Genomic DNA, 24,000 nt, shown 5'->3' with positions numbered 1-24,000 from the left:
CCGAATCCGTCGACAGCCAATCGAGGCGAGGGAACGACCTTGAAGAGTTTCGAGACCTTCACGGAGCTGGTGCTGCACCGCACCGCCGATCTGCCGAGCAAGGACGCCTTCATCTTCCTGCACGACAACGCCTCCGGCAGCGACGCCGAGCGGCTCACCTACGCGACGCTGGACCAGGAGGCCAAGCGCGTCGCCTCGTGGCTGCAGCAGCGTGGCGCCTCCGGCGGCCAGGTGCTGCTGCTGTACCCCTCCGGCCTCGACTTCATCAAGGCCTTCACCGCCTGCCTCTACGCCGGCTCCGTCGCCGTGCCCGCCCCGCTGCCGGGCGACCAGGGCAACCACTTCTCCCGGGTGACCGGCATCCTGCAGGACGCCGAGGTCCGCGCGGTGCTGACGGACAGCGTCAACGAGCCCACCATCAGCGGCTGGCTGCGCGACGCGGGCATCACCCACATCCCGGTGCTCGCCACCGACCTCCCCGGCGAGGGCGACGCGTCCGCCTGGAGCGAGCCGCGGCTCACCCCCGAGTCGCTGGCCTTCCTGCAGTACACCTCCGGCTCGACCAGCGCGCCCAAGGGCGTCATGGTCTCTCACCGCAACCTGCTGGCCAACGAGTTGGCGATCCAGCACCAGATCCACGGCCACCAGGACACCCGGCTCGGCGGCTGGCTGCCCTTCTACCACGACATGGGCCTGATCGGTCACATCCTGCAGCCGCTCTTCCTCGGTGGCTCCAGTGCCCTGATGTCGCCGATCTCGTTCCTCAAGCGCCCGCTGCGCTGGCTCCAGATGATCACCGAGTACCAGGTGACGGCCGGCGGCGGCCCCAACTTCGGCTACGACCTCTGCGTCAAGCGGGTCACCGACCAGCAGCTCGCCACCCTCGACCTGAGCAGCTGGGAGCAGGCCGCCAACGGCGCCGAGCCGATCCGCGCCGAGACCGTGCGCGCCTTCACCGAGCGCTTCGCCCCGGCCGGCTTCCGCGCCGAGGCCTTCTTCCCCTGCTACGGCATGGCCGAGACCACGCTGCTGGTCTCCGGCACGCCCCACGGCCAGGCCCCGATCTACCGCACCGTCGACGCCCAGGCCCTGGAGCAGGGTGCGCTGGCGGAGGTGGCCGAAACGGGCGCCCGCACCCTGGTCAGCTCCGGCGTCGTCCACCCGACCGACTTCACCGTGAAGATCGTCGACACGGACTCCTTCCGCGAGCAGCCCGAGGGCCACGTCGGCGAGATCTGGGTCAAGGGCGACAGCGTCGCCTCGGGCTACTGGAAGCGCCCCGAGGTCAACGAGGAGATCTTCAACGCCAAGCTGCGCGTGGGCGAGGGCGCCGAGGAGACCGTCGACGCGGGCTGGCTGCGCACCGGCGACCTCGGCGTGCTGGAGGCCGGGCAGCTCTACGTGACCGGCCGCCTCAAGGAGATGATCCTGATCAACGGCCGCAACATCTACCCCCACGACGTCGAGCGCCAGGTGCAGTCCCTCGACCCGGCCTTCGGCATCGGCGGCGGGGCGGCCTTCTCGGTGGACGCGGGCGAGGAGCACCTGGTCCTGGTCCAGGAGATCCGGCCCAACGCCCCGGCGGCGGCCGACCTGCCGGCCCTGCTGGCCTCCGCCCGCTCGCTGATCAGCCGCGAGTTCCAGGTCAACGCGAGCGTCGTGCTGGCCCGTCCGGGCACTGTCCGCAAGACCACCAGCGGCAAGATCCAGCGCACCCTGATGCGCAAGCTGCTGTTGGAGGGCGCGGTCACCGCCGAGCACCAGCACCTGGAGCAGCTGGTCGCCGACCAGATCGCGACGCAGGCTCCGGCCGCCCAGCCGCAGCCGGCCCCGGTGGGCTGAGCCGTGGACCACGCCCCCTACCGTCTGGCCGAGCAGCTGGAGTGGCAGCTCGGCGACCCGGACCTGCCGGAGACCGTCTTCGGCCACGACGCCTGCCTCGCCCTCGACGAGCGTGAGGAGTTCCCGGCCGCGATCTGCGAGCGGCTGGAGCAGCTCGGCCTGCACGAGTACTACGTGCCGGCCGAGTACGGCGGCCGGCTGCAGAACTACGAACAGGTGCTGCAGCAGATGCGCACCGTGGCCCGGCGCGACCTCACCGTCGCCATCGGGCACGGCAAGACCTACCTCGGCGGCGTCTGCGTCTGGGTGTCCGGCACGGAGGAGCAGGGACGCCGGCTCGGCGAGGCGATCCGCGCCGGCCTGCCCGTCTCCCTGGGCCTGACCGAACGTGCCCACGGCAGCGACCTGCTGGCGAACGAGGTCTGCGCCGAGCCGACGCCGGACGGCGGCTGGAGCGTCGCCGGCGAGAAGTGGCTGATCAACAACGCCACCCGGGGCAGCATCATCTCGCTGCTCACCCGGACCGATCCGGACGGCGGACCGCGCGCCTACTCCGTGCTGCTCGTCGACAAGCGCGCGCTGCCGCAGGAGAGTTACCGCTGCCTGGAGAAGATCCGCACGCACGGCATCCGCGGTGCCGACATCTCCGGCATCGCCTTCTCCGGTGCCACCGTCCCCGGCGACGCCGTCGTCGGCACCGTCGGCGGCGGCGTGGAGACGGTGCTCAAGGCCCTGCAGCTGACCCGCACCATGTGCGCGGCGCTGTCGCTCGGTGCCGCCGACCACGCGCTGCGCCTGGGCCTGGACTTCGCGACCGAGCGCACGCTCTACGGTCGCGCCCTGGTCGAACTGCCGCAGGCCCGCCGCACCCTGGCGGAGTGCGCCGCCGACGTCCTGGCGGGCGAGGCACTGACTCTGGTCGCCTCCCGCGCGGTGCACACCGCCCCGGCGGAGCTGTCGATCACGGCCGCCGTCACCAAGTACCTGGTGCCCACCCGCACCGAGGCGGTCATCGCTTCGCTGACCCGGCTGCTGGGCGCCCGCGCCTTCCTCAAGGGCGTCTTCGCCGGGGGACAGTTCCAGAAGGTCGACCGGGACCACCGAATCGTCGGCCTCTTCGACGGCAACACCCTGGTCAACCTGAACTCGCTGGTCAGCCAGTTCCGTTCGCTGGCCCGTGCGCACCGGCGCGGCACCGGCGACGTGACCGGGGCCGTGCGCGCCTTCCGGCTGGCCGAGCCGCTGCCGCCGTTCGCGCCCGAGCGGCTCTCCCTGGTCGCCCGCCACGGCAGCGGCGTGTTCGCGGCGCTGCCGGGCAGCGTCGAGCAGCTGCGCCGCGCGGCGGCCGAGGACCCGGCGTTCAAGCCGGCGCTGCAGGCCGCGGAGCGGCTGCTGACGGCGGTGGACCAGGTGCACGAGGAGCTCGCCGAGCACCAGAACACCGTCACCGACGTGCCGCCGGCCGCCTTCGACGCCGCCCGTCGCTTCTCCCTCTGCTTCGCCGCCGCGGCCTGCGTGGGCCTGTGGGCGCACACCCGCGCCGAGGCCGAGACGGGCGCCACGGCGGAGCTGTGGCGCGGCGCCCTGTGGCTGCGGGCGGCGTTGGCACGCCTGCTGACCGCCCTCGGGCTGCCCGACACGGACGACCCGCAGGCCCTCGACGAGGTGCTGGACGTGGTCCGCGCGCAGCACGCCGACGGCCGCCTGGTCTCGCTGCTGTCGCTGTCGCTGCACCCGAACCACGCGGTGGACGCCGCGGGCAACACCATGGAGGAGGCATCATGACGACCGCCCAGGAGGTGCGCGCCGCCGCTCGGATCGCCGAGATCGAGGCCGCGCTGGGCGATCCGGCGGACCCGGCCAACCCGGTCGGGCAGGCCCGGCTGCTGGAGGCCGACGAGGCGGGCGAGCTGCTCGCCGCGGGCGAGAAGGCCCTGGAGGCGCTGAACCTCAACGCCGAGTTCGTGCCGGTGGAGCTCGGCGGCCGGCTGGAACGGATCGACACCCTGGTCCGGGTGCTGCGGCAGGTCTTCCGCCGTGACGTGGCGCTCGGCCTCGGCTACGGCGTCACCTCGTTCATGGCCGCGGTCAACGTCTGGACCGAGGGCGACGAGCGGCAGCAGGCCCGGCTGGCCGAGATCCTGCTCGACGGCGGCCGCGCGTCGGTGGCCTACCACGAGCTGGCCCACGGCAACGACTTCGTCCGCAACGAGTTCGAGGCCCGGGTCCAGCCCGACGGCTCCTTCGTCCTGCACGGCGCCAAGCAGGTCATCAACAACGCGGCTCGGGCCGACGCCTGGCTGCTGTTCAGCCGCACCGACGACGCCCCCGGCTCGCGCAGCCACTCGGTGCTGATGGTGGAGCGGGCCGGGGTCGACCCCGAGCGGGTCACCGTGCTGCCTCGCTACACCACGGTCGGGGTGCGCGGCTGCCAGTTGGCCGGCCTCGACTTCACCGAGGCCCCGGTCGCCGCCGAGGCGCTGGTCGGCTCGCTCGGCCAGGGCGTCGAACTGGCGCTGCGCTCCTTCCAGATCACCCGCAGCGCGGTGCCCGGCATGGCGCTCGGCGGGGCGGACGCGGCGCTGCGTACCGTCGTCTCCTTCGCGCTGGGCCGACGGCTGTACCGGCGGTCGGTCATGGAGATCCCGCACGCCAGGGCCACCCTCGGCAACGCCTTCCTGGACCTGCTGATCAGCGACAGCCTCTCCCTGGTGGGCACCCGCGCGGTGCACCTGCTGCCGGAGGAGACGTCCGTCTACGCCTCGGCCGTCAAGTACCTGGTGCCGAAGCTGCTGCAGGAGACCATGTACGAGCTGTCGATCGTGCTCGGCGCGCGCTTCTACGTGCGCGACGGCGAGTTCGGCGGATTCCAGAAGAACGTGCGGGACCTGCCGGTGCTCAGCCTCGGGCACGCGGGCTCGGCGGCCTGCCAGGCCACCATCATCCCGCAGCTGCCCCGGCTCGCCCGTCGCGCCTGGTTCCAGGACGCGCCGGCCCCGGCGGAGCTGTTCCAGCCGCGCACGGACCTGCCCGCGATCCCGTTCCGGCGGCTCGCCCTGGCCAGCGGCAAGGACAGCCTGAGCGCCTCCCTGGTGGCGGCCGTGGACGAGCTGCCCGACGGCTCGCCCGAGGAGGTGGCCGTCCAGTCCCTGGCGCTGCGACTGATGGACGAGCTGCGGCAGATCCAGGAGCAGAGCCTGACGCTGTCGCTGGAGGACCGCACCGCCCTCGCCTCCCCGGCGAGCTTCGCGCTGGCGGACCGTTACACGGTGGTGCTGGCGGGCGCGGCCGTCCTCGGCGTCTGGCGCGAGGCCCGCGCCGACGGCGGCGACCCGTTCCTGGCCGATCCGGCCTGGGCCGCCGCCGCGCTGGACCGGCTGGTCCGGCGGCTCGGCTACCAGCCCGCCGCACTGCCCGCCTCCTGCGCCGAGCGCGTCCACCAGGAGCTGCTGCGCCGCTTCGAGGAGCACCGCAGCTTCGACCTCTACGACTGCCCGCTCGCGGGCTGAGCAGTCCCGTCCCGCACCCGTCCCGTACGACCCGTCCGATCCGTCTGGAGGATCCCGTGACCGACACGACCACCACCGTCACCACCAGTTCGGCGCAGCAGCACACCGCCGAGTCGCTCAGTGTCTGGCTGGTCGACCGTATCGCCGTCTACCTGAAGCGTTCCTCCGACCAGATCGACGCGACCGTCCCGCTGGCCGAGTACGGGCTCGACTCCGTGGCCGCCCTCAGCCTCTGCGGCGACATCGAGGAGGACTTCGATCTGGTGCTGGAGCCCACCGTGGCCTGGGACTACCCGACCATCGAGGCGCTCGCCGCCCACATCCTGGAGGAGCTCTCAACGCAGGCGGGCGCCGCCTGATGAGAGAGATAGCCATCGTCGGCCTGGACTGCCGGTTCCCCGGCGCCGCCGACGCGCGCGCCTACTGGGAGCTGCTGATGCGCTCCGGTGACGCGGTCGGCCGGGTCCCGGCCGACCGCTGGGACGGCGCCGAGTTCTCCGCCCCCGAGGGCGGCGACGGCCGGGCCAACACCGACCGGGGCGGCTTCATCGACGACCCGGACGTCTTCGACAACGAGTTCTTCACCATCTCCCCTCGCGAGGCCGCCGCCATGGACCCGCAGCAGCGCCTGCTGCTGCAGTGCTCCTGGCGCGCGCTGGAGGACGCCGGCATCGCTCCCGCCTCCCTGGCGGGCAGCGACACCGGCGTCTTCGTCGGCATCATGGGCAACGAGTGGGCCCACCGGCACCTGACCGACTACGACAAGATCACCGCCCAGGTCGGCTCCGGCAACGGCTACTGCATGACGGCCAACCGGATCTCCTACCACCTCGACCTCAAGGGCCCGAGCCTCGCCGTCGACACGGCCTGCTCCTCGTCCCTGGTCGCCGTCCACCTGGCGGGCAACGCGCTGCTCTCGGGCGAGTGCGACACCGCCATCGCGGCCGGCGTCAACGTCACGGTCTCGCCCGCGCTGAACATCTTCTACACCCAGGCCGGTCTCTCCGCGCCGGACGGCCGCTGCAAGCCGTTCAGCGCGCAGGCCGACGGGATCGGACGCGGTGAGGGCGTCGGCGTCGTCGTGCTGCGGCGCCTCGAGGACGCCCTCGCCGACGGCCAGCAGGTCTACGCGGTGATCCGCGCGACCGCCGTCAACCAGGACGGCCGCAGCAACGGCCTGACCGCGCCCAACCGCTGGGCGCAGCAGGCGGTGCTGGAGGCCGCCTACCGCCGGGCCGGCGTGGAGCCCGCCGAGGTCGTCTTCACCGAGGGCCACGGCACCGGCACCGAGCTGGGTGACATGATCGAGACCAAGGCCCTGGGCGCGCTGCACGCCACGCGCGCGGACAAGCCGATGGCGCTCGGCTCGGTCAAGGGCAACCTCGGGCACACCGAGGGTGCCGCGGGCGTCGCAGGCCTGATCAAGGTCGCCCTCTCGCTGCACAACCGGGTGGTCCCGGCCAGCCGGTTCGCCGTGCGGGAGAACCCCAAGCTGAACCTGGCGGCCAAGGGCATCAAGCTGATCAAGGCCCCGTTGCGGCTGGCGGCGGGCACCTCCGTGGCCGGGCTCAGCAGCTTCGGCATGGGCGGCACCAACGCCCATGCCGTCCTCGCCTCGGCCCCGCCCCAGGCGGTGCGCCCGGCCACGGTCGAGGCTCCCGGCACGGCCGGCGGCGTCTTCACGCTCAGCGCGACCACCCCGGAGGCGCTGCGCCGCAACCTGCTGGCGCAGGCCGAGGAGCTCGACAAGCGCCGGGTGCCGCTCGGCCGGCTGTGCTGGACCAGCAACCGGGTCAAGACCGGTCACCGGATCCGCTTCGCGCTGCCCGCCGAGGACATCTCCGCCCTGTCCGCGGCCCTGCGCGCGGCCGCCGAGGACGACGACCTGCTCACCCGGCACGCCAACCGTCCCACCGGCCGCCCCAAGGCCGCCTTCCTCTTCGCCGGACAGGGCGTCCAGTCGCCGGGCATGACGATGCGGCTGTACCGGGAGTCGGCGGTCTACCGCCGCCACCTGGACGCGGCCGACGCGGCGCTGCGCCCGCACCTGGGCTGGTCCGTCGTCGAGCTGCTGACCGCCGAGGACCAGAAGGTGCATCGCACCGGCTCGGCGCAGCCCGCCCTGTTCGCCGTCGGCTACGCGCTGGCGCGGACCATGGAGGAGTTCGGCGTCGAACCCGCGCTGCTGCTCGGCCACAGCGTCGGCGAGTACGCCGCCGCCGTGGTGGCCGACGCGCTGACACTGGACGAGGCGGCCCGCCTGATCGCGGCCCGCGGTCGACTCATGGAGGCGCTGCCGGACGGCGGTGGGATGCTCTCCGTCTTCGCGCCGGAGGCCGAGATCCTGCCGCTGATCCACGACGAGCCGCTGATCGGCGTCGCCGCCGTGAACGGCCCGCGCCAGACGGTCCTGTCCGGGGATCTGGAGGTGCTGGACCGGGTCGCCCTGGAGCTGGGCGAGGCGGACCTGGACATGCGACGGCTGACCGTCTCGCACGCCTTCCACTCGCCGCTGATGCAGCCGATGCTGGCCGAGTTCGCCGAGGTGGCACGCGGCATCGCGGGCGTGCCCCGGCTGCCCTTCTACTCCACCGTCCGTGGACGGCTGCTGCGTCCCGGCGAGCCGCTCGACGCCGACTACTGGACGGAGCACGTCTCCGCCGCCGTCCGCTTCGCCGACGCGGCCGAGGCGCTGCTCGCGGCCGGGCCCACCCACGTGGTGGAGATCGGCCCGCAGCCGGTGCTCGGCGGCCTGGTGCGGCGGCTGCGCCCGCCGGCGGGTCTGCGCACCCTGCACCCGCTGCCCACCCGGGAGTCCGGCCGCCCCGACCTGGGCGCCCTGCTGGCCCAGCTCTATCAGGACGGCCTCGACCCGCACTGGGACGCGCTGTACGGCGAGGAGCAGCGGACGCTGACGCGTCTGGCGCCCTACGCCTTCTCCGACGCGCACCGCTTCTGGGTCAAGCCCCCTACGCGGAACGGCCGTTCGGGCCTGACCGTGACCACCGCCGAGGCCGCGGACGGCTCGGGCGGGCAGGTGGACGACGACCACGTGGTGCGGCTGGCACCGGCCGGCCGGGCCGCGTTCCGCGGCCGGGTGGCCGAGAAGGTCGCGGCGGCGGTGGCGGCCGTCGGCGGCTACAGCCTCGACGAGCTGTCCCTGCGCTCGCGCCTCTACGAGGACCTGGGCTTCGACTCCGTGACGCTGATGGAGCTGAAGAAGGACCTGGAGAAGGCCCTGCCGGAGACGGGCGAGGTGTCGGTGCCCGAACTGATCCCGGTGCTCGGCTCCTTGGGCGAGCTGATCGCCTTCTACGAGGCCCGCAGCGACGTCGCCGCCGACGCCGCCTCCCTGGCCTGACTCTCTCGACAAGACCCGACAAGAAGGTGGAGAAGGTGACGCAGACTCAGGACGCTTTCCTGGTCTCCCTGGGGACCGCCCTGCCCGGCGACCCGGTGGACAACGCCCAGCTGGCCAAGGCGCTCGGGGTCAGCGAGGAGTGGATCGAGGTCTTCATCGGCACGAAGACCCGTTACTTCGCCCGGGACTTCGCCACCGGCGAGGTCCGCTGGAGCCTCGCCGACCTCGCCGCCTCCGCCGGGCAGCGGGCGTTGGACGCGGCCGGCTACGGCCCCGCGCAGATCGACTTCGTGGTGATGGGCACCGCCACCCCGGACACCCTGATGCCGGCGACGGTCAACCACGTCGCCGATCAGCTGGGCCTGGACCAGGTGCCCACCTACCAGCTGCAGTCCGGCTGCGCCGGTGCGGTGCAGGCGCTGGACCTGGCCCGCACCCTGGTCGCCCAGACCGGCGGGACGGGGCTGGTGCTCGGCGGCGACGTGTGCAGCAAGCACCTGGAGCTGCGCGAGGACCTCGGCGAGGCGGCGCCGAGCGAACTGGTCAACTACGTCCTGTTCGGCGACGGAGCGGGCGCGGCGGTGCTCGGCCCGGAGCCCGTGGGCGAGGCGGTCGCGGTGCGCCGGGTGCTCAACCGGCTCACCGGGCTGGGGCGCAAGCCCGGCCAGGTGATCGAGTGGTTCGGCGTCGCCGACCGCCACAGCGACAAGCAGGCCGTCCACGAGGACTACAAGGCCATCGAGGAGGGCGTGCCGGTGATGGCCGCCGAGATCCTCTGGGAGCTGCTCGGCGAACTCGGCTGGGAGGTGAACGAGTTGGACTACCTGCTGCCGCCGCAGCTGTCCGGGGTGATGACCTCCCGGATCGTCGCCGAGCTGGACGTGCCGGGCGCGACGGAGATCTCCTGCGTCGCCGACACCGGCAACAACGGCAACGCGCTGCCGTTCCTGCAGACCGAGAAGCTGCTGCGGCAGATGACGAGCGGTCAGCGGGCGCTGGCCGTCGCGGTGGAGTCCAGCAAGTGGATCAAGGCCGGCTTCGCGCTGGAGAAGCTGTGACCACCACGCCCCTTCCCGACCCGCCCGTGACGACCCGTTGGAGCCAGCCGTGACGACCCCGCTCACCACCCCCGAGGACTACCTCGCCCTGCTGCGCGAGGCCACCGGCCTCGACCTCGACGAGGCCTCCGTGCACCGGGACTTCGACGCCCTGGCCGGCTGGGACTCGTTGCACCTGCTCAAGCTCGTCTCCTCGCTGGAGCGGGCCACCGGCCGCCGCGTGCCGGTCGGCCAGGTGCTGCAGGCCCGCACCCTGGACGAGATCCGCGCGATAGCGACCGCGGCGTGACGGCCGAAGAAGCCGTCCCGCGGACGGAGAAGGTCCGCGGCCGGCGGCACACGCTCTACTTCCTGGAGCAGGCCGACCGGCAGCGGGCCGTCTTCCTCGACACCGAGGCGGACATGACGCGCGTGCTCGCGCACCGCGCGGCCGCCCGGGCGGAGGGGCGCCGCTACGCGTACGTGAGCTACGTGCTGCATGCGCTCGGCCGCACCCTGGCCGTGTACCCGCGGGCCAACGCCGTCATGGCGCCGGGCTGGCCCGGCCGCCTGCGCGCCCCGCGGATCACCGTGTTCGGCGGCGTCACCGCCAAGCTCGCCCTGGACCGGCGGCTCGACGGCGAGCGACGGGTGCTGTCGGCGCTGCTCCCGCGCCTGGAGCAGGCAGGCCTGGACGAGATCCAGGAACGTCTCGAGCGCTACCGGGCGACGGATCTCGACGGCCTTCCGGAGTTCGCCGGGGTCCGCGCGCTCGGCCGCGCGCCCGCACCGCTCGGCCGGCTGGCCTTCGGGCGGGCGCTGCGGGACCCGCGCCGGCGCGAGCAGGTCTTCGGCACGGTGTCGGTCAGCTCGCTCGGCAACGGCGTGGTGGACGGGTTCCACTCCGTCGGCGGCACCGCCGTCACCGTCAACCTGGGCCGGGTCCTGGAGCGTCCCGTGGTCCGCGAGGGACGGGTCGTCGTCGCGCCGGTGCTCCGGCTCGGCCTGGCCTTCGACCACCGGGTGATCGACGGCGCGCTCGCCGCGGAGGTGCTGGGCGCGCTCAAGCAGAACGTGGAGGACTTCGATGAACACGGCGGTTCCGAGGCCCGGCAGCCCCATGAGGGTGCCCGAGCCGATCGGCCGGCCGATCCGGATCAGCGGACCGCAGGGGCCATGGCAGCAGCTCAGCGCTGACCTGGCCCTGCGCGGCACCGCGCTGGTCTACGCCCGGTCCGAGGACTGGCGGCCCCAGGAGGCGGCCGGTCCTCGGCTCCGCCGTCTCCTCGGCCGGGACTGGAACAGGTACCTGGATCTGGCCAGGCCGGACGTGCGCAACCGCTTCGCCGCCTCCCGCATCCTGCTCAAGTACGCGGCGGGGGAGGCCCTGCAGGTGCCCCCCGACTCGGTGGAGCTCGGCTACCGGACCACCGGTCGCCCCTACCTGCGCGGCAACGACGCCCTGGACATCAGCCTCAGCCACACCGACGGCCTGCTGCTGGTGGGCCTGACCACGCGCGGGTTCGTCGGCGTCGACGTCGAGGACGCGCGGCGCGAGTTCTACGAGGCGGGGTTGGCCCGCCACTGGTGCACCCCCGCGGAACTGGCCTGGGTCGACGCCCTGCCCCCGGCCCGGCGTGACCCCGAGCTCGTGCGCCTGTGGACGCTCAAGGAGGCCTACACCAAGGCGCTCGGGCTCGGCATGCAGCTGCGCTTCACCGACTTCGGCTTCCGACTGGACCGGGATCCCGTGTCGGTCTACGGCGTGGAGGGGCAGGACCCGGGCGGCCCGGGGGGACAGCTTCCGCACGGGCCGACGGGGGAGGACGGCTGGAGCTTCGCGACCTTCCCGGCCGGCGCGGACCACACCCTCTCGGTCGCCGTCTACGACGCGGGATTCGGCCGCACCGAGGACACCGCCGTGCACACCATGCTGGAGACGACCATCGTCGACGCCGTGGCCCTGGTGCTGGGCGAGGAGGAACAGGGATCGGGCGCCGACGACGCCTGGTGACACCCTGCGGTTCCCCTTTGCCGCCGTACAAGCGCCGTTCGCCACTGTGGGCCCCGCCAGCGCGACCCCACTCCGAAGAGGCGGCCACCGTGACGACCCCCACCAGAAAGCTCAGCGCGCTGGACACGGCCTTCTGGAGCCTGGAATCCCCAGAGGCGCCGATGCACCTGGGGGCACTGCTGCAGTTCGGCCCCGGCGGTGGCGCCGACCCGGCCGCCCTGGCCGTGTTGCTCGCCGGACGCGCCGCCCGGGCGCCCCGACTGCGGCAGCGGGTGCACGTCCCGCGCAACCCGCTGGAGTCACCCCGGTGGGTCGAGGACCGCGCCTTCGACGCGCTGCGGCACGTCCGGGTCCACGGCCTGGTCGGCCGCGGCGCCCTGGAGCGGGTGACGGCCGAGCTGATGGCCGCGCCGTTGCGCCGGGACCGCGCCCCCTGGGAGATCCACCTGCTGACCGACGGTCACCCCGAGTCCGGCTTCCACCTGCTGCTCAAGCTGCACCACGCCGCCGCGGACGGTCTGCGCGCCGTGGAGCTGGGCGTCCGGCTCCTGGACCGGCTCCAACGCTCCTCCGTCCGCCGCGCCGCCACCGCCGACGTCGACCCTTCCGACGTCGACTCCTCCGGTACCGCTGAACCGCCGGTACCCGCCTACGGCGAGTGGCGGGTTCCCGCGCCCTGGACCCGGATGGAGGAGGTGGCCCGGCGCACCGCGCGCTCCGCCGACGTGCTCGCGGACGTCGCCGCGGGTGTCGGTCTGCGCTTCGGCGACAGGCTGCGCCCCCGCCTCCTCGGCACCGCACGCGGCCCCCTGGACCACCCCCTCCACACGACCTCGGCGGCCGGGCCGGGCACGCGCGTCGTCGCCCTGGCGGCCCTGCCGACCGTGGAACTGCAGACGCTGCGCCGCTGGTTCGGAGGGACGTTGCACGACGTCAGCCTGGGGCTGATCAGCGGCGCGCTGCGGCGCTGGTACCTGGAGCTCGGCGTCGACCCGGCCCGCCGCCGCACCCAGGTGCTGGTACCCGTCGGGCAGCGACCCAGGGCCGGGGACGCCGCGCTCGGCAACCAGCTCTCCGGCTACCTGGTCACCCTGCCGGTCGACGAACCCGATCCGGTGACGCGACTGCTGCGGATGCGGCAGGTGCTGAACGAGCACAAGGACCGCGGCGCGCAGCAGGGCGCCGGCGCGCTGCCCCTGCTGTCGGACCTGGTACCGCCGGGTGTCCACCGCCTCGCAGGTCCGCTCCTGGCTCCCACCGCGCCCCTCCTCTTCGACGCGCTCGTCAGTGACGTGCCGATCCCCGGGCTTCCGTTCACCCTCGTCGGCGCCCCGCTCCGCGCGGTGCACCCGCTCGCCCCGCTGGCCCGGGGCCACGCCCTGGCCCTCGCCGTGAGCCGCTTCCGCGGCCAGGTCAACATCGGTGTCCACGGCCTCGCCGACGAGCTGCGCGACCCACGGGGGCTCGAGCGTTCCCTGCGGACCGAACTGGACGAGCTGCTCGCCCACGCTGCCGCGCCGCCCGTCGCGGCCTGACCGCGGAGGGCGGGCGTCCGCCAGGTGACCGCTGTTTGACCGGCTCTCGGGCGGCTGCTGGAATGGAGAGATGCTCCCCGTGACGACGTTCCTGGTGATCAGGGCCCACATCGACTTCGGTCGTGTGTGGTCCGCCGCGTGTCGCTGACGCGCGCGCCCGACACCCGACCCAGGTTCCGTTCGTCCCCCTCCGGAGTCCCGTCATGTCCGTCCCCCTTGCCGGGGCGCCTGTTCGCGTCGATCCGCGCGGACCTCGCTTCGCCGCCGTGCTGACCACCCTCGTCCTTCTCGTCGTCCTCGCGACCGGCAGCGGTGTGCTGCTCGTGGCGCAGGCCGCCGTCTTCGCCGTCGCGGCCGGGTTCGGCCTGCGCTTCTCGCCCTACGGCTGGCTCTTCCGGCGCTTCGTGCGACCGCGGCTCGGCCCGCCCGTGGAAATGGAGGACGAGCGCCCGCCGCGCTTCGCCCAGGCGGTCGGCTTCACCTTCGCCGCGGTCGGCGCCCTCGGCTACCTCACCGGCGCGACCTGGCTCGGCATCGCCGCCACCGCGTTCGCGCTCGCCGCGGCGTTCCTGAACGCGGCGTTCGGCTACTGCCTGGGCTGCGAGGTCTACCTGCTCGCCGTGCGCGGCCGGGCCCGTCTGGGACAGGGGTGAGCGGCGTGGCCGATCCCACCGGGCTGGTCGTCGCGGCAGTCGTCCTGCTCGCCGCGACCGCCTTCGGGCTCGTCCGCCGCAGCCGCGACGGCCGGCTCCGGGCGCTCCGCGCCGACGGGCCACTGCGGCTGACCGCGCGCGACCTCGGTCAGTCGCTCGGCGACCGGGCGACCCTGGTGCAGTTCTCGACGTCCTTCTGCGCGACGTGCCCGGGAACCCGGCGCCTGCTCACCGAGGTGGCCGACGGCACGCCGGGCGTGCGGCACGTCGAGATCGACGCCGAGGAGCGCCTCGACCTGGTCCGCCGCGCGGAGGTGATGCGCACGCCGACCGTGCTCGTGCTCGACCGCGACGGTCGGGTCCTGCGTCGCGCCTCGGGCCCGCCGACGCGGGCCGAGGTGGCCTCGGCTCTGGAGCTCGCGACGGTCCCGACCGCTGCTTGAGGTGGTTCAGCCCGAGGCGGCCGGACTGAGCGCCAGTGCCGTCACGTCGTCGTCCAGCCGGCGCGCGTAGGCGGGCACGTCGCTGCGCAGGTGCGCGATGACCGCGCCCGGATCGGTGGCGTCCAGCCCGTCCAGCCGGGCCGCGAGCGGGTAGAAGGTGCCGGCGTCGTCGCGGGCCTCGGTGACGCCGTCGGTGCAGAGCAGCAGGGTCTCGCCGGGGTCGAGTCGGAGGGTGGTCGGCTCGACGGTGCTCGGTGCGAGCGCGCCGAGGCCGAGCGGGAGTGCCTCCGCGCAGGTCAGCGTCGTGACACCGGAGGCGGAGAGCAGCAGCGGGTCGAGGTGGCCGCGGTTGACGATCGAGAACCGGCCCGAGTCGGGGTCGTGCTCGACCAGCACCGCGGTGACGAACAGTTCGTCGTCCCCGGTCTCGGCCGCGTGCCGGGCGACCTGGCGGTCGAGCTGCGCGGCGAGGGCGGTCAGGTCCGGTGTCTCGTGGGCGGCGGCGCGGAACGCACCGAGTACGTCGGCGACGGTCCGGACCGCGTCCAGGCCCTTGCCGCGGACGTCGCCGAGCAGCACCCGGGTGCCGAACCGGGTCCGGCAGACCTCGTACAGGTCGCCGCCGACCCCGGCGTCCGCCTCGGCGGGGTGGTAGAAGCCGGCCGCCCGCAGCCCGCCCGCCTGCGCGGGGACCGGCCGCAGGACGGCGCGCTGCAGGGTCTCCGCGACGGTCCGCACCCGGACCAGGTCCCGCGACTGCCGCCGCCGCTGTTCGGCCAGCGCCGCGCCCAGCACCCCGGCGAGGGCGGTGGCGATGTAGACCCAGACGTGGTGCTGTTCGGTGAGGTGCCCGACCCGCTCCGCCAGCCCGAGCTCCAGGCCCAGGGCGAGGACCGTGGCGCCGCCCACGACGAGCGGCCCGAGGGTGAAAGCGGTGACCACGGGCAGCACGGTGAGCAGGAAGCCGGCGGCCACGACGTGCGACACGGCCGTCTCCAGCACCAGGTCGACGGCGAGCAGCAGCAGCGGCGCCCAGTGCAGCCGCCGTCGTCCGCGCACGCGGCCCGGCGGTGCCTGCAACGAGGGGGAGAACGTCGACATCGAAGACCTGCTTCCGTGAGGTGCCCGGGTGGCAGGCCCGTCGCGGTTCCGTCGACGTGGCCTGCTGCCATCGTCACCGGGACCCGCGTGCTGAGCACAGGACGAAGGTCCCGTTCAGGGGTGTGATGCTCGCGACGCCCCGGGCAGGAACCGCCGCTACCGCCCGGGGCCGCACCGGTAGAGGTCGCCGTAGAAGTACAGGTCCGCGCCGTAGTCACCGGCCGAAACGGTGGCGCAGTGCGCCAGGACCCAGACGGTGATCTCCGAGGTGGTGGTCGTCGCACTGCCGGACTCGGCGCCGCCGAAGCCCCCCATGCCGCGTTCGCTGTTGACGAGCACGTACTGCAACTGCCCGGAGTCCACCAGTTGCTGGAACCCGGGCAGGGTCGGGTAGGGGACGCGACCGGTGAATCCGCCCAGCGGCAGGACCTCGGCTCCGGCGTCCAGGATGAACGGGGACGCATTGGTCTCGTTGGTGCTGGCGAAGAGGTAGCGTGCCGTCCCCCGATGCGCCGTGGTGTACGCCAGCAGTCGCTGCTGGGACGGGGTGAGGGCGTCGTCGGTCGGCACGAAGCCACCCGGCTGTCCGAAGTCGGACGTCGGCCCGACCGAGCCGAGCAGCGGGTAGGTGTTCCAGGGGTTGAAGACCTGGGTGGCCCAGGCCCCCGGTGTGACCACGACGGCACACAGCCCGGCCGTCAGCCCGGCCACGGCGATCCTGGTCTTCGTCGTGGTGCGTGTTCCGGCCAGGGCCAGGGCCAGCAGCAGGCACCCGGCGATGCCGAGCACGAGCGTGGCAGGGCCGAGCCATGACAGGGGGGAGGGGTACTGCATCGAGAGGTGGACGCTCCACGCCGCGGTCGTCGCGATCGCGAGCGGGAGGGCCCAGGCACGTCTGCCGCCAGTGCGGTGCTCCCGCCACATCAGGACGGTTCCGGCGCCGGTCAGCGCGGCGAGCGGCACCGCGATGACGCCCAGGTAGTAGATGTGTCCGCCTACGCTGCCGGCGCTGAAGGCCAGGAAGTACGTGGCCAGCCAGGTGCCCCAGAGCAGCAGACCGGCGCGCAGCCCGTCGGTGCGCGGCTTGCCCCGGCGCCACCACAGTCCGCAGCCGAGCGCGACGGCCGCGAAGGGGTAGAGCCAGCCCGTCTGCGAGGCAAGCGAGGAGCCGAGCAGTTTGCCCCAGCCGCTCTCGTCCGACCCGAAGTCCCCTGGCAGCGGTGCCCCCAGGCGACCGCTCCCGGACGCGTCCGCCTGCTCGGAGGGGGCCTCCGATCCGTCCGGACCCGAGACGACGCTGCCGGAGCCGGCCGCGCTCAGCCCGACGGAGGAGAAGCGGCTCAGGAAGTTGTAGCCCACAGCCATGCTGACCGCGGAGTTGTTCGTGGTGCCGTCGACGTACGGCCGGTCGTCGGCCGGAGTGGCGCTGACCGCGAGGACCCAGGACGCGGACGCCACCACGGCCACCGCCGCGGCGATCCCGAGATGGGCGAGCCGCCTGCGGACCGGGGCGGGAGCCGAGACCAGGTAGACCAGCCCGAGCGCGGGCAGCACGGCCCAGGCCTCCAACATCTTGGCCTGGAATCCCACGCCCACCCAGACGCCCGCGAGGACGAGCGAGCGCAGCCGCCCGCTGAGCGCCGCCCGCTGGGTGGCGTCGGCGGCGAGCAGCAGACAGAGGGTCAGCAGGGGGTCCTCCACCTGCGTGCGGAACAGGCCGGCTGTGGCGGGTGTCGCCAGGAACACGGCCGCGGCGATCAGTGCCGCGTTCACGCCCGTCCACCGGCGGACGGCCCGGTGGAGGACCAGCACGCAGGCGATGCCCTCCAGTACCTGTGGCAGCGTCAGCACCCAGGGGTGGAAGCCGAAGAGCCGCGCTGCGAGCGCCTGCGGCCACAGGAATCCCGGCAGCTTGTCGATGGTGATCGAGTTGCCCGGATCGAAGGAGCCGAAGAAGAACGCCTTCCAACTCCCGCTCATGCTGCGGGCCGCGTCGGCGTAGTAGTCGCGGTACTGGCTCTGCGTGATCCCCCGTGCGTAGAGAACTGCGGCGAGCACACAGATCAACAGCAACGCGGTGGTGGCATAGGCGGGTTGGTCGTCGGCCCGTCGCCATGGCGGGAGGCGGGCCGGGCTCGTGTCCGTGGCCGGTTTGCCGGCACCCCCACCACGCACTGATTCGGCCACGGCCGTCCCCCAACGACGTCATGATCTCTACGAGCGCGCGTCACTGTACGCGCCTGGCTCCCCGGCGTCGACGGCTGCCCCTCGCAGCGCCGCGCTGAAGGCGGTCGCCCGCTCGGTCAGGGCGGCGAAGTCGCCGTCCGCGACCGCAGCGGGCGGGACGACGTCGGTGCCGGCGCAGACGGCGGCGGCTCCGTGGGCGAGGAACTGGGCGGCGTTGCCCTGGTGGACGCCGCCCGAGGCGATCAGGGGGACGCCGGGGAACGGCCCGTGCAGGTCCCCCAGGTAGCCGGGGCCGAAGGCCTTCGCCGGGAAGATCTTGACGGCGTCGGCGCCCAGGTCCACCGCCTGCGCGACCTCCGTGGGGGTGAGCGCGCCCAGGACGACGGGCACGGCCCGGCGCGTGGCCACGGCCGCGACCTCCGGGCGCAGGCCGGGGGTGACCAGGAAGGAGGCCCCGGCGTCGATCGCGGCGTGGGCCTGGTCGGCGGTGAGGACGGTGCCCGCCCCGACCCGGTGCCCGGCCTCGGCCGCGCGCCGGAGGTGGGTCGTCATCCCGGGTGTGGTGAAGGTCAGCTCCGTGCAGGTGATGCCCCCGGCTGCCAGGGCCACGCACAGGCGCGCCGCGTCGGCGATCGCGGGGGCGCGGACCACGGCGATGACGGGGGAGTCGGCGAGCTGGGCGAGCAGGCTCATCGGGCGCGGGTTCCCTTCGAAGATCAAGATTGCAACATGTGCAACCTCTGTTGCGGATAATGCGCCGAGAGTTCTAGCATCGCCGCCATCACGGGTCAACGAGGGGGTGCGGGCGATGCGGAGCGCGGAGGCGGTGTGCCTGGGGGAGTCGATGGCGGTGCTGCTGCCGGACGCCCCCGGGCCGCTCGACGCGGTGCCCGGCTTCCGCAGCGCCGTCGGCGGCGCCGAGTCCAACACCGCGTGCGTTCTCGCCGACCTCGGCGTGCGCAGCGCCTGGATCAGCCGCGTCGGCGCCGACGGCTTCGGCCGCCGACTGCTCGACGAGCTCGCGGCACGCGGCGTCGACGTCTCCGGCGTGGCCGTCGACCCGCACCGGCCCACCGGCCTGTACGTCAAGGAGGTCGGCGGCAGCGCGCACCCGGACGACCTCGGCGCGGACCGCAGCCGCCTGCACTACTACCGGGCCGGCTCGGCCGCCTCCGCGCTCTCGCCGGACCTGCTCGCCGAGCCCGCCGCCGCGCGCCTGCTCGCCGGAGCCCGGCTGCTGCACCTGAGCGGGATCACCGCGGCGCTCGCCGACGGCTGCCTGGCCCTGCTCCGTGCGCTGCTGGCCGCCCCGCGGTCCGGGCGGACGATCTCCTTCGACCTCAACTGGCGGCCCGCGCTCTGGCGCGACCGCGACCCCGCCGTGCTGCGCGAACTGCTCGACTCCGCCGACGTGGTGCTGCTCGGCGCCGACGAGGCCGAGGCCGTGCTCGGCACCGGTGACCCGCTCGCCCTGCGGCGGCTGCTGCCGCGCCCGCGCACCCTCGTCGTCAAGGACGGCGCGTACCAGGCCCTCGCCGTCGACCGAAAGGGCGGCCTCACCCGGCAACCGGCCCTGCGCGTCGAGGTCGTGGAGCCGACGGGCGCGGGCGACGCCTTCGCCGGCGGCTATCTGGCCGGGCTGCTGCGCGGGCTGGACGAACGCGGCCGGTTGCGGCTCGGCCATCTCGCCGCCGCCTGTGCGCTCACCTCTCCGGGGGACCAGGGCCGCCCGCCGCGACCGGAGACCGTCGACGTCCTCCTTGCCGCGTCCGACGCGACCTGGGCCGATACCGTGGTCACGGCCTCCGGCGCGACCGTTGCCGCCGGGCCGCCGAGGGAGGAGGTCGGACCGTGAGCCAGACCGTGTCCCGCGCGCTGCGCCTGCTGGCCGAGCTGGGCGCGGGTGAGCGCTCGTTGGACCAGCTGGCCGAGGTGCTGGGCGTCCACAAGACGACCGCGCTGCGGCTGCTGCAGAGCCTGGAGGAGGAGCGCTTCGTCCACCGCGACCAGGCCTTCCGCTACCACCTGGGCGCGGGTCTGTTCGCGCTCTCCTCGCTCGCACTGGAACAGCGCCCGATCCGGCGGCTCGCCGCGCCGCACCTGGCCGAGCTCAACGCCGCGACCGGGCAGACGGTCCATCTGGCCGCGATGGAGGCGGGCGAGGTGGTCTACATCGACAAGTACGACTCCCGGCACGCCGTGCGCATGTACTCGAGGATCGGCCTGCGGGCCGGCCTGCACAACACCGCGGTGGCCAAGGTCCTGCTCGCCGACCTGTCGCTCGCCGAACGCCGCCGGGTGGCCCGGTCGATCACCTACACGCCCTCCACGCCGCGCACCCTGACGGACGCCCGGTCCCTGCTCGCGGAGCTGGAGACGGTGGCCGAGCAGGGCTGGGCGCAGGACCGGGCCGAGCACGAGACCTTCATCAACTGCGTCGCGGCGCCCGTCCGCGACGCCTCCGGGCGGGTGGCCGCCGCCGTCTCGCTCTCCGTGCCGGACGTGGTGCTGCCCTACGAGCAGGTCCTGGAGCTGCTGCCGCAGCTGCTGGCCACCGCCCGCGCGATCAGTGAGGACGCCGGCTTCCGCTCCCCTCACCGTTGAACCCCGACCACCGACGAAAGGCGCCCGACCGACCATGAGCGACGTGACCGACCAGAAGACCGAGATCCGCACCGACGGCGCGCCCGCACCGGCCTGGCTCTTCTCCCAGGGCGTCCGCAAGGGCCCGATCCTGCAGGTCTCCGGCCAGGGCCCGCAGGACCCGGCGACCGGAGCGTACCTCTACCCGGGCGACGTGAAGGCGCAGACCCGGCGGACCCTGGCGAACGTCAAGGCGATCGTCGAGGCCGGCGGCGCGACCATCGCCGACGTGGTGATGTTCCGGGTCTACCTCACCACCCGCGCGCACTTCGCCGAGATGAACGAGGCCTACGCGGAGTTCATCGCCGAGAACATCGGCGCCGACGGCGTGAAGCCGTGCCGCACCACGGTCTTCGTCGAGCTGCCGCAGGAGTCGATGCTCGTGGAGATCGACGCCCAGGCCGTGGTCTGACGGTCCGAGGACCGGATCAGAACCCGAAGCGGGCGCGCTGGGCCTCGGGGACCAGCTCCACGTAGTCCGGGTGCTTGGTGATCCAGGCGCGGATGAACGGGCAGTAGGGCAGGACGCTCAGCCCGGCGTCGCGCGCCGCGTCCAGGGCGCCGCGGGCGAGGACGCCGCCGAGGCCGCGACCGCCGAAGGCCGGGTCGATCTCGGTGTGGATGAACGCGATCTCGTCGCGGAAAAGGTGGTACTCGGCGAAGCCGGCGAGCAGCTCACCGTCGTAGATCTCGAACCGCGACTTGTCCGGGCTGTCCACTACGCGCTGGTCCATCGGTCCTCCACTCGCTGGCGTTGCGATCACTATAGTTGATACGTCAACCTGAGATGCTCGGGGGATGGCCACCGCGCAGAGTCGTCCCGTCCCGACCGGCGCCCAGATCGGCGACGGCTACCCGCTGACGCTCGCGCTGTTCGTGCTGACCGCCGTCAGCGGGGTCGTGGACGCGGTCAGCTATCTCGGGCTCGGGCACGTCTTCACCGCCAACATGACCGGCAACGTGGTGGTCGTCGGCTTCGCGATCGCGGGTGCGCCCGGCTTCTCCGCGGCCGGGTCGCTCACCTCGTTGGGCGCGTTCCTCGTCGGCTCCGCCTGGGCCGGACGCCTGGCCCAGCGGCACCGGGAGCGGCCACGTGCCCGGTGGTTCCGCACCGCGCTGCTGCTGGAGGCGACGCTGACCGCCGTGGCCACCGTCCTGGCGTTCACCGCCGGGCTGGGGCACGGGACGCAGCTGGTGCTGATCGCCCTGCTCGCCCTGGCCATGGGGATGCGCAACGGCACCGTCCGCAAGCTCGGCGTCCTGGACATCTCCACGACGGTGCTGACCATGACCCTGACCGGGATCGCCGCGGACTCCTCCCTCGCGGGCGGCGCCAACCCCCGGCTGCGCCGACGGGTGCTGACGGTCGTCGCGATGATCGCAGGCGCCGCCCCGGGCGCGGCGCTGGTGCTGCACGACCAAGCCCGCTGGGCGCTGCTGGCCGGCACCGCACTCGTGGCGCTCGTCGCTCTCCTCTACCGCGAACCCGCCTGAGCGGTCAGAACCGGCAGACGGACCCGGAAGGTCGCGCCCGTCGGCGCGTCGACGACGGTGAGCGTGCCGCCGTGGTGCTGGGCGATGTCGCGCGCGATGGGCAGACCCAGGCCCGCGCCGCCGGCGTCGCGGCTGCGGGCGTCGTCGAGGCGGGTGAAGCGTTCGAAGATCCGCTCCCGGTCCGCCGGGGCCAGGGGTTCGCCGTCGTTGTGCACCTCCAGCACCGCCCAGCCGGTGGTCCGGTCGACGCGCAGACCGACCAGGACCTCGGTCCGGGCATGCCGTTCGGCGTTGTCCAGCAGGTTCGTCACCAGGCGGGTCAGCCACAGCCGGTGGCCGGGGACCAGCGCCTCCCGGTCCAGGTCGAGGGTGACGTCACGGCCCCGGGCCGCCGCGCGCACCAGCTCCGCCAGCTCGACCGGATCGTCCGGACGGGCTGCCGGTCCCGCATCCAGACGGGCCAGGAAGAGCAGGTCGGCGGCCAGATCCTGGAGCCGCTCGGCGTCCTGCAGCGCCCCCTCGACCAGCTCGACGCGGACCTGCGGATCGGGATGGCCGAGGGCGACCTCCAGTTGGGTGCGCAGCACCGCGATCGGGCTGCGCAGCTCGTGCGAGGCGTCGGCGATGAACTGGCGCTGGCGGCGCCCGGCCAGGTCGAGCCGGTCGAGCATGCCGTTCATGGTCCGGGCCAGGCGGGTGATCTCGTCCTCCCCGCGCGGAACCGGCACCCGTCGGTGCAGCTCCTGCTCGCCGATCGCGGCGACCTCGCTGCGGATGGCCTCCACCGGCCGCAGCGCGCGGCCGGTGACCCTCCAGGTCACCAGGGCCACGGTGAGCAGCAGCAGCGGGCAGCCGACGACGAGGGTGAGCGCGGTGGTGTGGACGGCGTCGTCGGCCGCCATCAGCGAGACGCCGGTGCGGATGATCACCGGGCCCTCGGGCGTCTCCGTGACCACGCTGGTGATCTGCTGCCGGGCCTCGATGCCGAACGGCTTGAGACCCGGCACCTCCACGACCGGATTCGGGACGAGCGGCAGCGCCGGGCGGCCGGCGATGTTCTGGCTCGCCGCCACGACCACACCCTTGCCGTTCACCACCTGCACGAAGTCGGTGTCGTAGCCGAGCGGCACGACCTTGCCGAGCCGTCCGCCCATGGCGAGTTTGACGACCGTCCCGGCCTGCACCCGCGCGCTCGCCTCGGCGTTGCCGCGCAGGTCCGCGCGGAGCAGGCTCAGCATGGCCAGCGAGGCGACCGTCAGCGCGACGGCCACCACCGTGCACGCGGCGAGCGTGGCGCGGGCCCGCACGGAACCGGGGGTGACCCGCGTGCGCAGCGCGGACAGGCCGCGGCGGAGGCGGCCGCGGGGGCGCCGGGCGGGAGCGTCAGCCACCGTCCACCGCCAGCCGGTAGCCGACGCCGCGCACGGTCTGCACCGCGGCCCGCCCCCAGGGGGCGTCGATCTTCCGGCGCAGCGCGCTGACGTGCACCTCGACGACGTTCAGGTCGCCGTCGTAGTGCTCGTCCCAGACCGCTTCGAGGATGTCGCGCTTGGAGACCACGTCCCCGGCCCGCAGCGCCAGATGCTCCAGCACCGCGAACTCACGTGCGGTCAGTCGCACCGGAGTCCCGCCCCGGGTGCAGGTGCGGGCGCCGAGGTCCACGGCCAGGTCGCCGAGGCTGACCTGCCGCGGCTGCCGTCCGCCCACGCGTCGCGCCAGCGCGCGCAGCCGGGCGACCAGCACGACGTAGGAGAAGGGCTTGGAGAGGAAGTCGTCGGCGCCGGTGTCCAGCGCCTCGGCCTCGTCCCACTCGCCGTCCTTGGCGGTGAGCATCAGGATGCCCGCCTGGAAGCCCTCGGCCCGCAGCATCGAGCAGACCCGGTAGCCGTTCAGACCCGGCAGCATGATGTCGAGCATGACCACGTCGTAGGGGCTGCGGGTGGCCTGCCGCAGCCCGGTGACGCCGTCGTGGGCGATGTCGACGGCGAAGCCCTCCGCCTCCAGGCCGCGCTGCAGCGCGGCGGCGAGCCGCCGTTCGTCCTCCACTATCAGTACGCGCACGCGACCAGGGTGACAGGCCCGGTCGGCGGGAAGCTGAAGAGGTCTTCAAGATCTTCAGCGGGGCTTCAGCGTCGCTGCGGGATTCTCGGCCCCTGAACAACGACTTTGACGAAGGAGCCG

General features: G+C 73.6%; 22 protein-coding genes. 16 read left to right on the top strand and 6 right to left on the bottom strand.

What is annotated here, in order from left to right:
• Window positions 1-39 precede the first annotated feature (39 nt).
• The 12 genes from BMY61_RS06060 to BMY61_RS06005 all read left to right on the top strand — a co-directional run bounded on the left by BMY61_RS06060 (window position 40) and on the right by BMY61_RS06005 (window position 14,394).
• Window positions 40-1,842, top strand: a complete 1,803-nt coding sequence (locus tag BMY61_RS06060) for a fatty acyl-AMP ligase (RefSeq protein ID WP_042443898.1) — start codon at window positions 40-42, stop codon at window positions 1,840-1,842.
• Window positions 1,843-1,845: 3 nt separating this feature from the next.
• Window positions 1,846-3,627, top strand: a complete 1,782-nt coding sequence (locus tag BMY61_RS06055; RefSeq protein ID WP_042443896.1) for an acyl-CoA dehydrogenase family protein — start codon at window positions 1,846-1,848, stop codon at window positions 3,625-3,627.
• Window positions 3,624-5,351, top strand: a complete 1,728-nt coding sequence (locus BMY61_RS06050; RefSeq protein WP_042443894.1) for an acyl-CoA dehydrogenase family protein — start codon at window positions 3,624-3,626, stop codon at window positions 5,349-5,351. Before BMY61_RS06055 ends, BMY61_RS06050 begins: the two co-directional genes overlap by 4 nt.
• 56 nt (window positions 5,352-5,407) lie before the next feature.
• A complete protein-coding gene (locus BMY61_RS06045) occupies window positions 5,408-5,710 on the top strand; it encodes an acyl carrier protein (RefSeq protein ID WP_042443892.1) in 303 nt (100 codons plus the stop codon).
• Window positions 5,710-8,712 (top strand): type I polyketide synthase, encoded by a 3,003-nt coding sequence (locus tag BMY61_RS06040; protein ID WP_042443890.1) that lies wholly within the window; start codon window positions 5,710-5,712, stop codon window positions 8,710-8,712. Before BMY61_RS06045 ends, BMY61_RS06040 begins: the two co-directional genes overlap by 1 nt.
• A 35-nt stretch (window positions 8,713-8,747) precedes the next feature.
• Window positions 8,748-9,770 carry a 3-oxoacyl-ACP synthase III family protein gene (locus BMY61_RS06035; RefSeq protein WP_236655898.1) on the top strand — a complete coding sequence of 341 codons (1,023 nt, stop codon included), beginning with the start codon at window positions 8,748-8,750 and terminating at the stop codon, window positions 9,768-9,770.
• 49 nt (window positions 9,771-9,819) lie between these two features.
• Entirely contained in the window at window positions 9,820-10,059 is a 240-nt protein-coding gene (locus BMY61_RS06030) for an acyl carrier protein (protein WP_042443885.1), read from the top strand.
• Window positions 10,056-10,946 carry a 2-oxo acid dehydrogenase subunit E2 gene (locus tag BMY61_RS06025; protein WP_042443883.1) on the top strand — a complete coding sequence of 297 codons (891 nt, stop codon included), beginning with the start codon at window positions 10,056-10,058 and terminating at the stop codon, window positions 10,944-10,946. The genes BMY61_RS06030 and BMY61_RS06025 overlap by 4 nt, the downstream gene beginning before the upstream one ends.
• Window positions 10,870-11,763, top strand: a complete 894-nt coding sequence (locus tag BMY61_RS06020) for a 4'-phosphopantetheinyl transferase family protein (RefSeq protein WP_042443881.1) — start codon at window positions 10,870-10,872, stop codon at window positions 11,761-11,763. The genes BMY61_RS06025 and BMY61_RS06020 overlap by 77 nt, the downstream gene beginning before the upstream one ends.
• Window positions 11,764-11,852: 89 nt before the next feature.
• Window positions 11,853-13,298, top strand: coding sequence for a wax ester/triacylglycerol synthase domain-containing protein (locus BMY61_RS06015; RefSeq protein WP_042443880.1), 1,446 nt, complete (start codon window positions 11,853-11,855; stop codon window positions 13,296-13,298).
• Between the two features lie 203 nt (window positions 13,299-13,501).
• Window positions 13,502-13,951: a DUF4395 domain-containing protein gene (locus BMY61_RS06010; RefSeq protein ID WP_042443878.1), complete on the top strand. Its 450-nt coding sequence runs from the start codon at window positions 13,502-13,504 to the stop codon at window positions 13,949-13,951.
• Between the two features lie 5 nt (window positions 13,952-13,956).
• Window positions 13,957-14,394 (top strand): TlpA family protein disulfide reductase, encoded by a 438-nt coding sequence (locus BMY61_RS06005; protein WP_042443999.1) that lies wholly within the window; start codon window positions 13,957-13,959, stop codon window positions 14,392-14,394.
• A gap of 6 nt (window positions 14,395-14,400) precedes the next feature.
• Here the strand turns inward: BMY61_RS06005 and BMY61_RS06000 are convergent, their stop codons facing one another.
• The 3 genes from BMY61_RS06000 to BMY61_RS05990 all read right to left on the bottom strand — a co-directional run bounded on the left by BMY61_RS06000 (window position 14,401) and on the right by BMY61_RS05990 (window position 18,402).
• Window positions 14,401-15,495, bottom strand: a complete 1,095-nt coding sequence (locus BMY61_RS06000) for a PP2C family protein-serine/threonine phosphatase (RefSeq protein WP_052438421.1) — start codon at window positions 15,493-15,495, stop codon at window positions 14,401-14,403.
• A gap of 156 nt (window positions 15,496-15,651) precedes the next feature.
• Entirely contained in the window at window positions 15,652-17,682 is a 2,031-nt protein-coding gene (locus BMY61_RS05995; RefSeq protein ID WP_236655897.1) for an ArnT family glycosyltransferase, read from the bottom strand.
• 27 nt (window positions 17,683-17,709) lie between these two features.
• Window positions 17,710-18,402, bottom strand: coding sequence for a bifunctional 4-hydroxy-2-oxoglutarate aldolase/2-dehydro-3-deoxy-phosphogluconate aldolase (locus BMY61_RS05990; RefSeq protein ID WP_236655896.1), 693 nt, complete (start codon window positions 18,400-18,402; stop codon window positions 17,710-17,712).
• 88 nt (window positions 18,403-18,490) lie between these two features.
• Here BMY61_RS05990 and BMY61_RS05985 point away from each other — a divergent pair, with 88 nt between their 5' ends.
• From BMY61_RS05985 to BMY61_RS05975, 3 genes are read left to right on the top strand one after another with little or no spacing between them, the layout of a single operon-like run.
• Window positions 18,491-19,537 carry a sugar kinase gene (locus BMY61_RS05985; RefSeq protein ID WP_042443873.1) on the top strand — a complete coding sequence of 349 codons (1,047 nt, stop codon included), beginning with the start codon at window positions 18,491-18,493 and terminating at the stop codon, window positions 19,535-19,537.
• Window positions 19,534-20,286 carry an IclR family transcriptional regulator gene (locus tag BMY61_RS05980; protein WP_042443872.1) on the top strand — a complete coding sequence of 251 codons (753 nt, stop codon included), beginning with the start codon at window positions 19,534-19,536 and terminating at the stop codon, window positions 20,284-20,286. The genes BMY61_RS05985 and BMY61_RS05980 overlap by 4 nt, the downstream gene beginning before the upstream one ends.
• Window positions 20,287-20,320: 34 nt before the next feature.
• Window positions 20,321-20,737: a RidA family protein gene (locus BMY61_RS05975; protein WP_042443870.1), complete on the top strand. Its 417-nt coding sequence runs from the start codon at window positions 20,321-20,323 to the stop codon at window positions 20,735-20,737.
• Window positions 20,738-20,753: 16 nt separating this feature from the next.
• Here the strand turns inward: BMY61_RS05975 and BMY61_RS05970 are convergent, their stop codons facing one another.
• Complete coding sequence (locus tag BMY61_RS05970; protein ID WP_042443868.1) at window positions 20,754-21,059, bottom strand: GNAT family N-acetyltransferase; 306 nt, start codon at window positions 21,057-21,059, stop codon at window positions 20,754-20,756.
• 64 nt (window positions 21,060-21,123) lie between these two features.
• Here BMY61_RS05970 and BMY61_RS05965 point away from each other — a divergent pair, with 64 nt between their 5' ends.
• Window positions 21,124-21,819 carry a YoaK family protein gene (locus BMY61_RS05965; RefSeq protein ID WP_042443866.1) on the top strand — a complete coding sequence of 232 codons (696 nt, stop codon included), beginning with the start codon at window positions 21,124-21,126 and terminating at the stop codon, window positions 21,817-21,819.
• Here the strand turns inward: BMY61_RS05965 and BMY61_RS05960 are convergent.
• The gene (locus tag BMY61_RS05960; RefSeq protein WP_052438419.1) at window positions 21,801-23,210 is read right to left on the bottom strand and encodes a HAMP domain-containing sensor histidine kinase; all 1,410 of its coding nucleotides are present in this window, start codon (window positions 23,208-23,210) and stop codon (window positions 21,801-21,803) included. The two genes, BMY61_RS05965 and BMY61_RS05960, sit on opposite strands and share 19 nt — an antisense overlap.
• The gene (locus BMY61_RS05955) at window positions 23,203-23,880 is read right to left on the bottom strand and encodes a response regulator transcription factor (protein ID WP_042443864.1); all 678 of its coding nucleotides are present in this window, start codon (window positions 23,878-23,880) and stop codon (window positions 23,203-23,205) included. Before BMY61_RS05955 ends, BMY61_RS05960 begins: the two co-directional genes overlap by 8 nt.
• Window positions 23,881-24,000: the final 120 nt, after the last annotated feature.

This window comes from Streptacidiphilus jiangxiensis (assembly GCF_900109465.1).
Lineage (GTDB): Bacteria > Actinomycetota > Actinomycetes > Streptomycetales > Streptomycetaceae > Streptacidiphilus > Streptacidiphilus jiangxiensis.
This window is presented reverse-complemented; position numbering and strand designations above follow the sequence as displayed.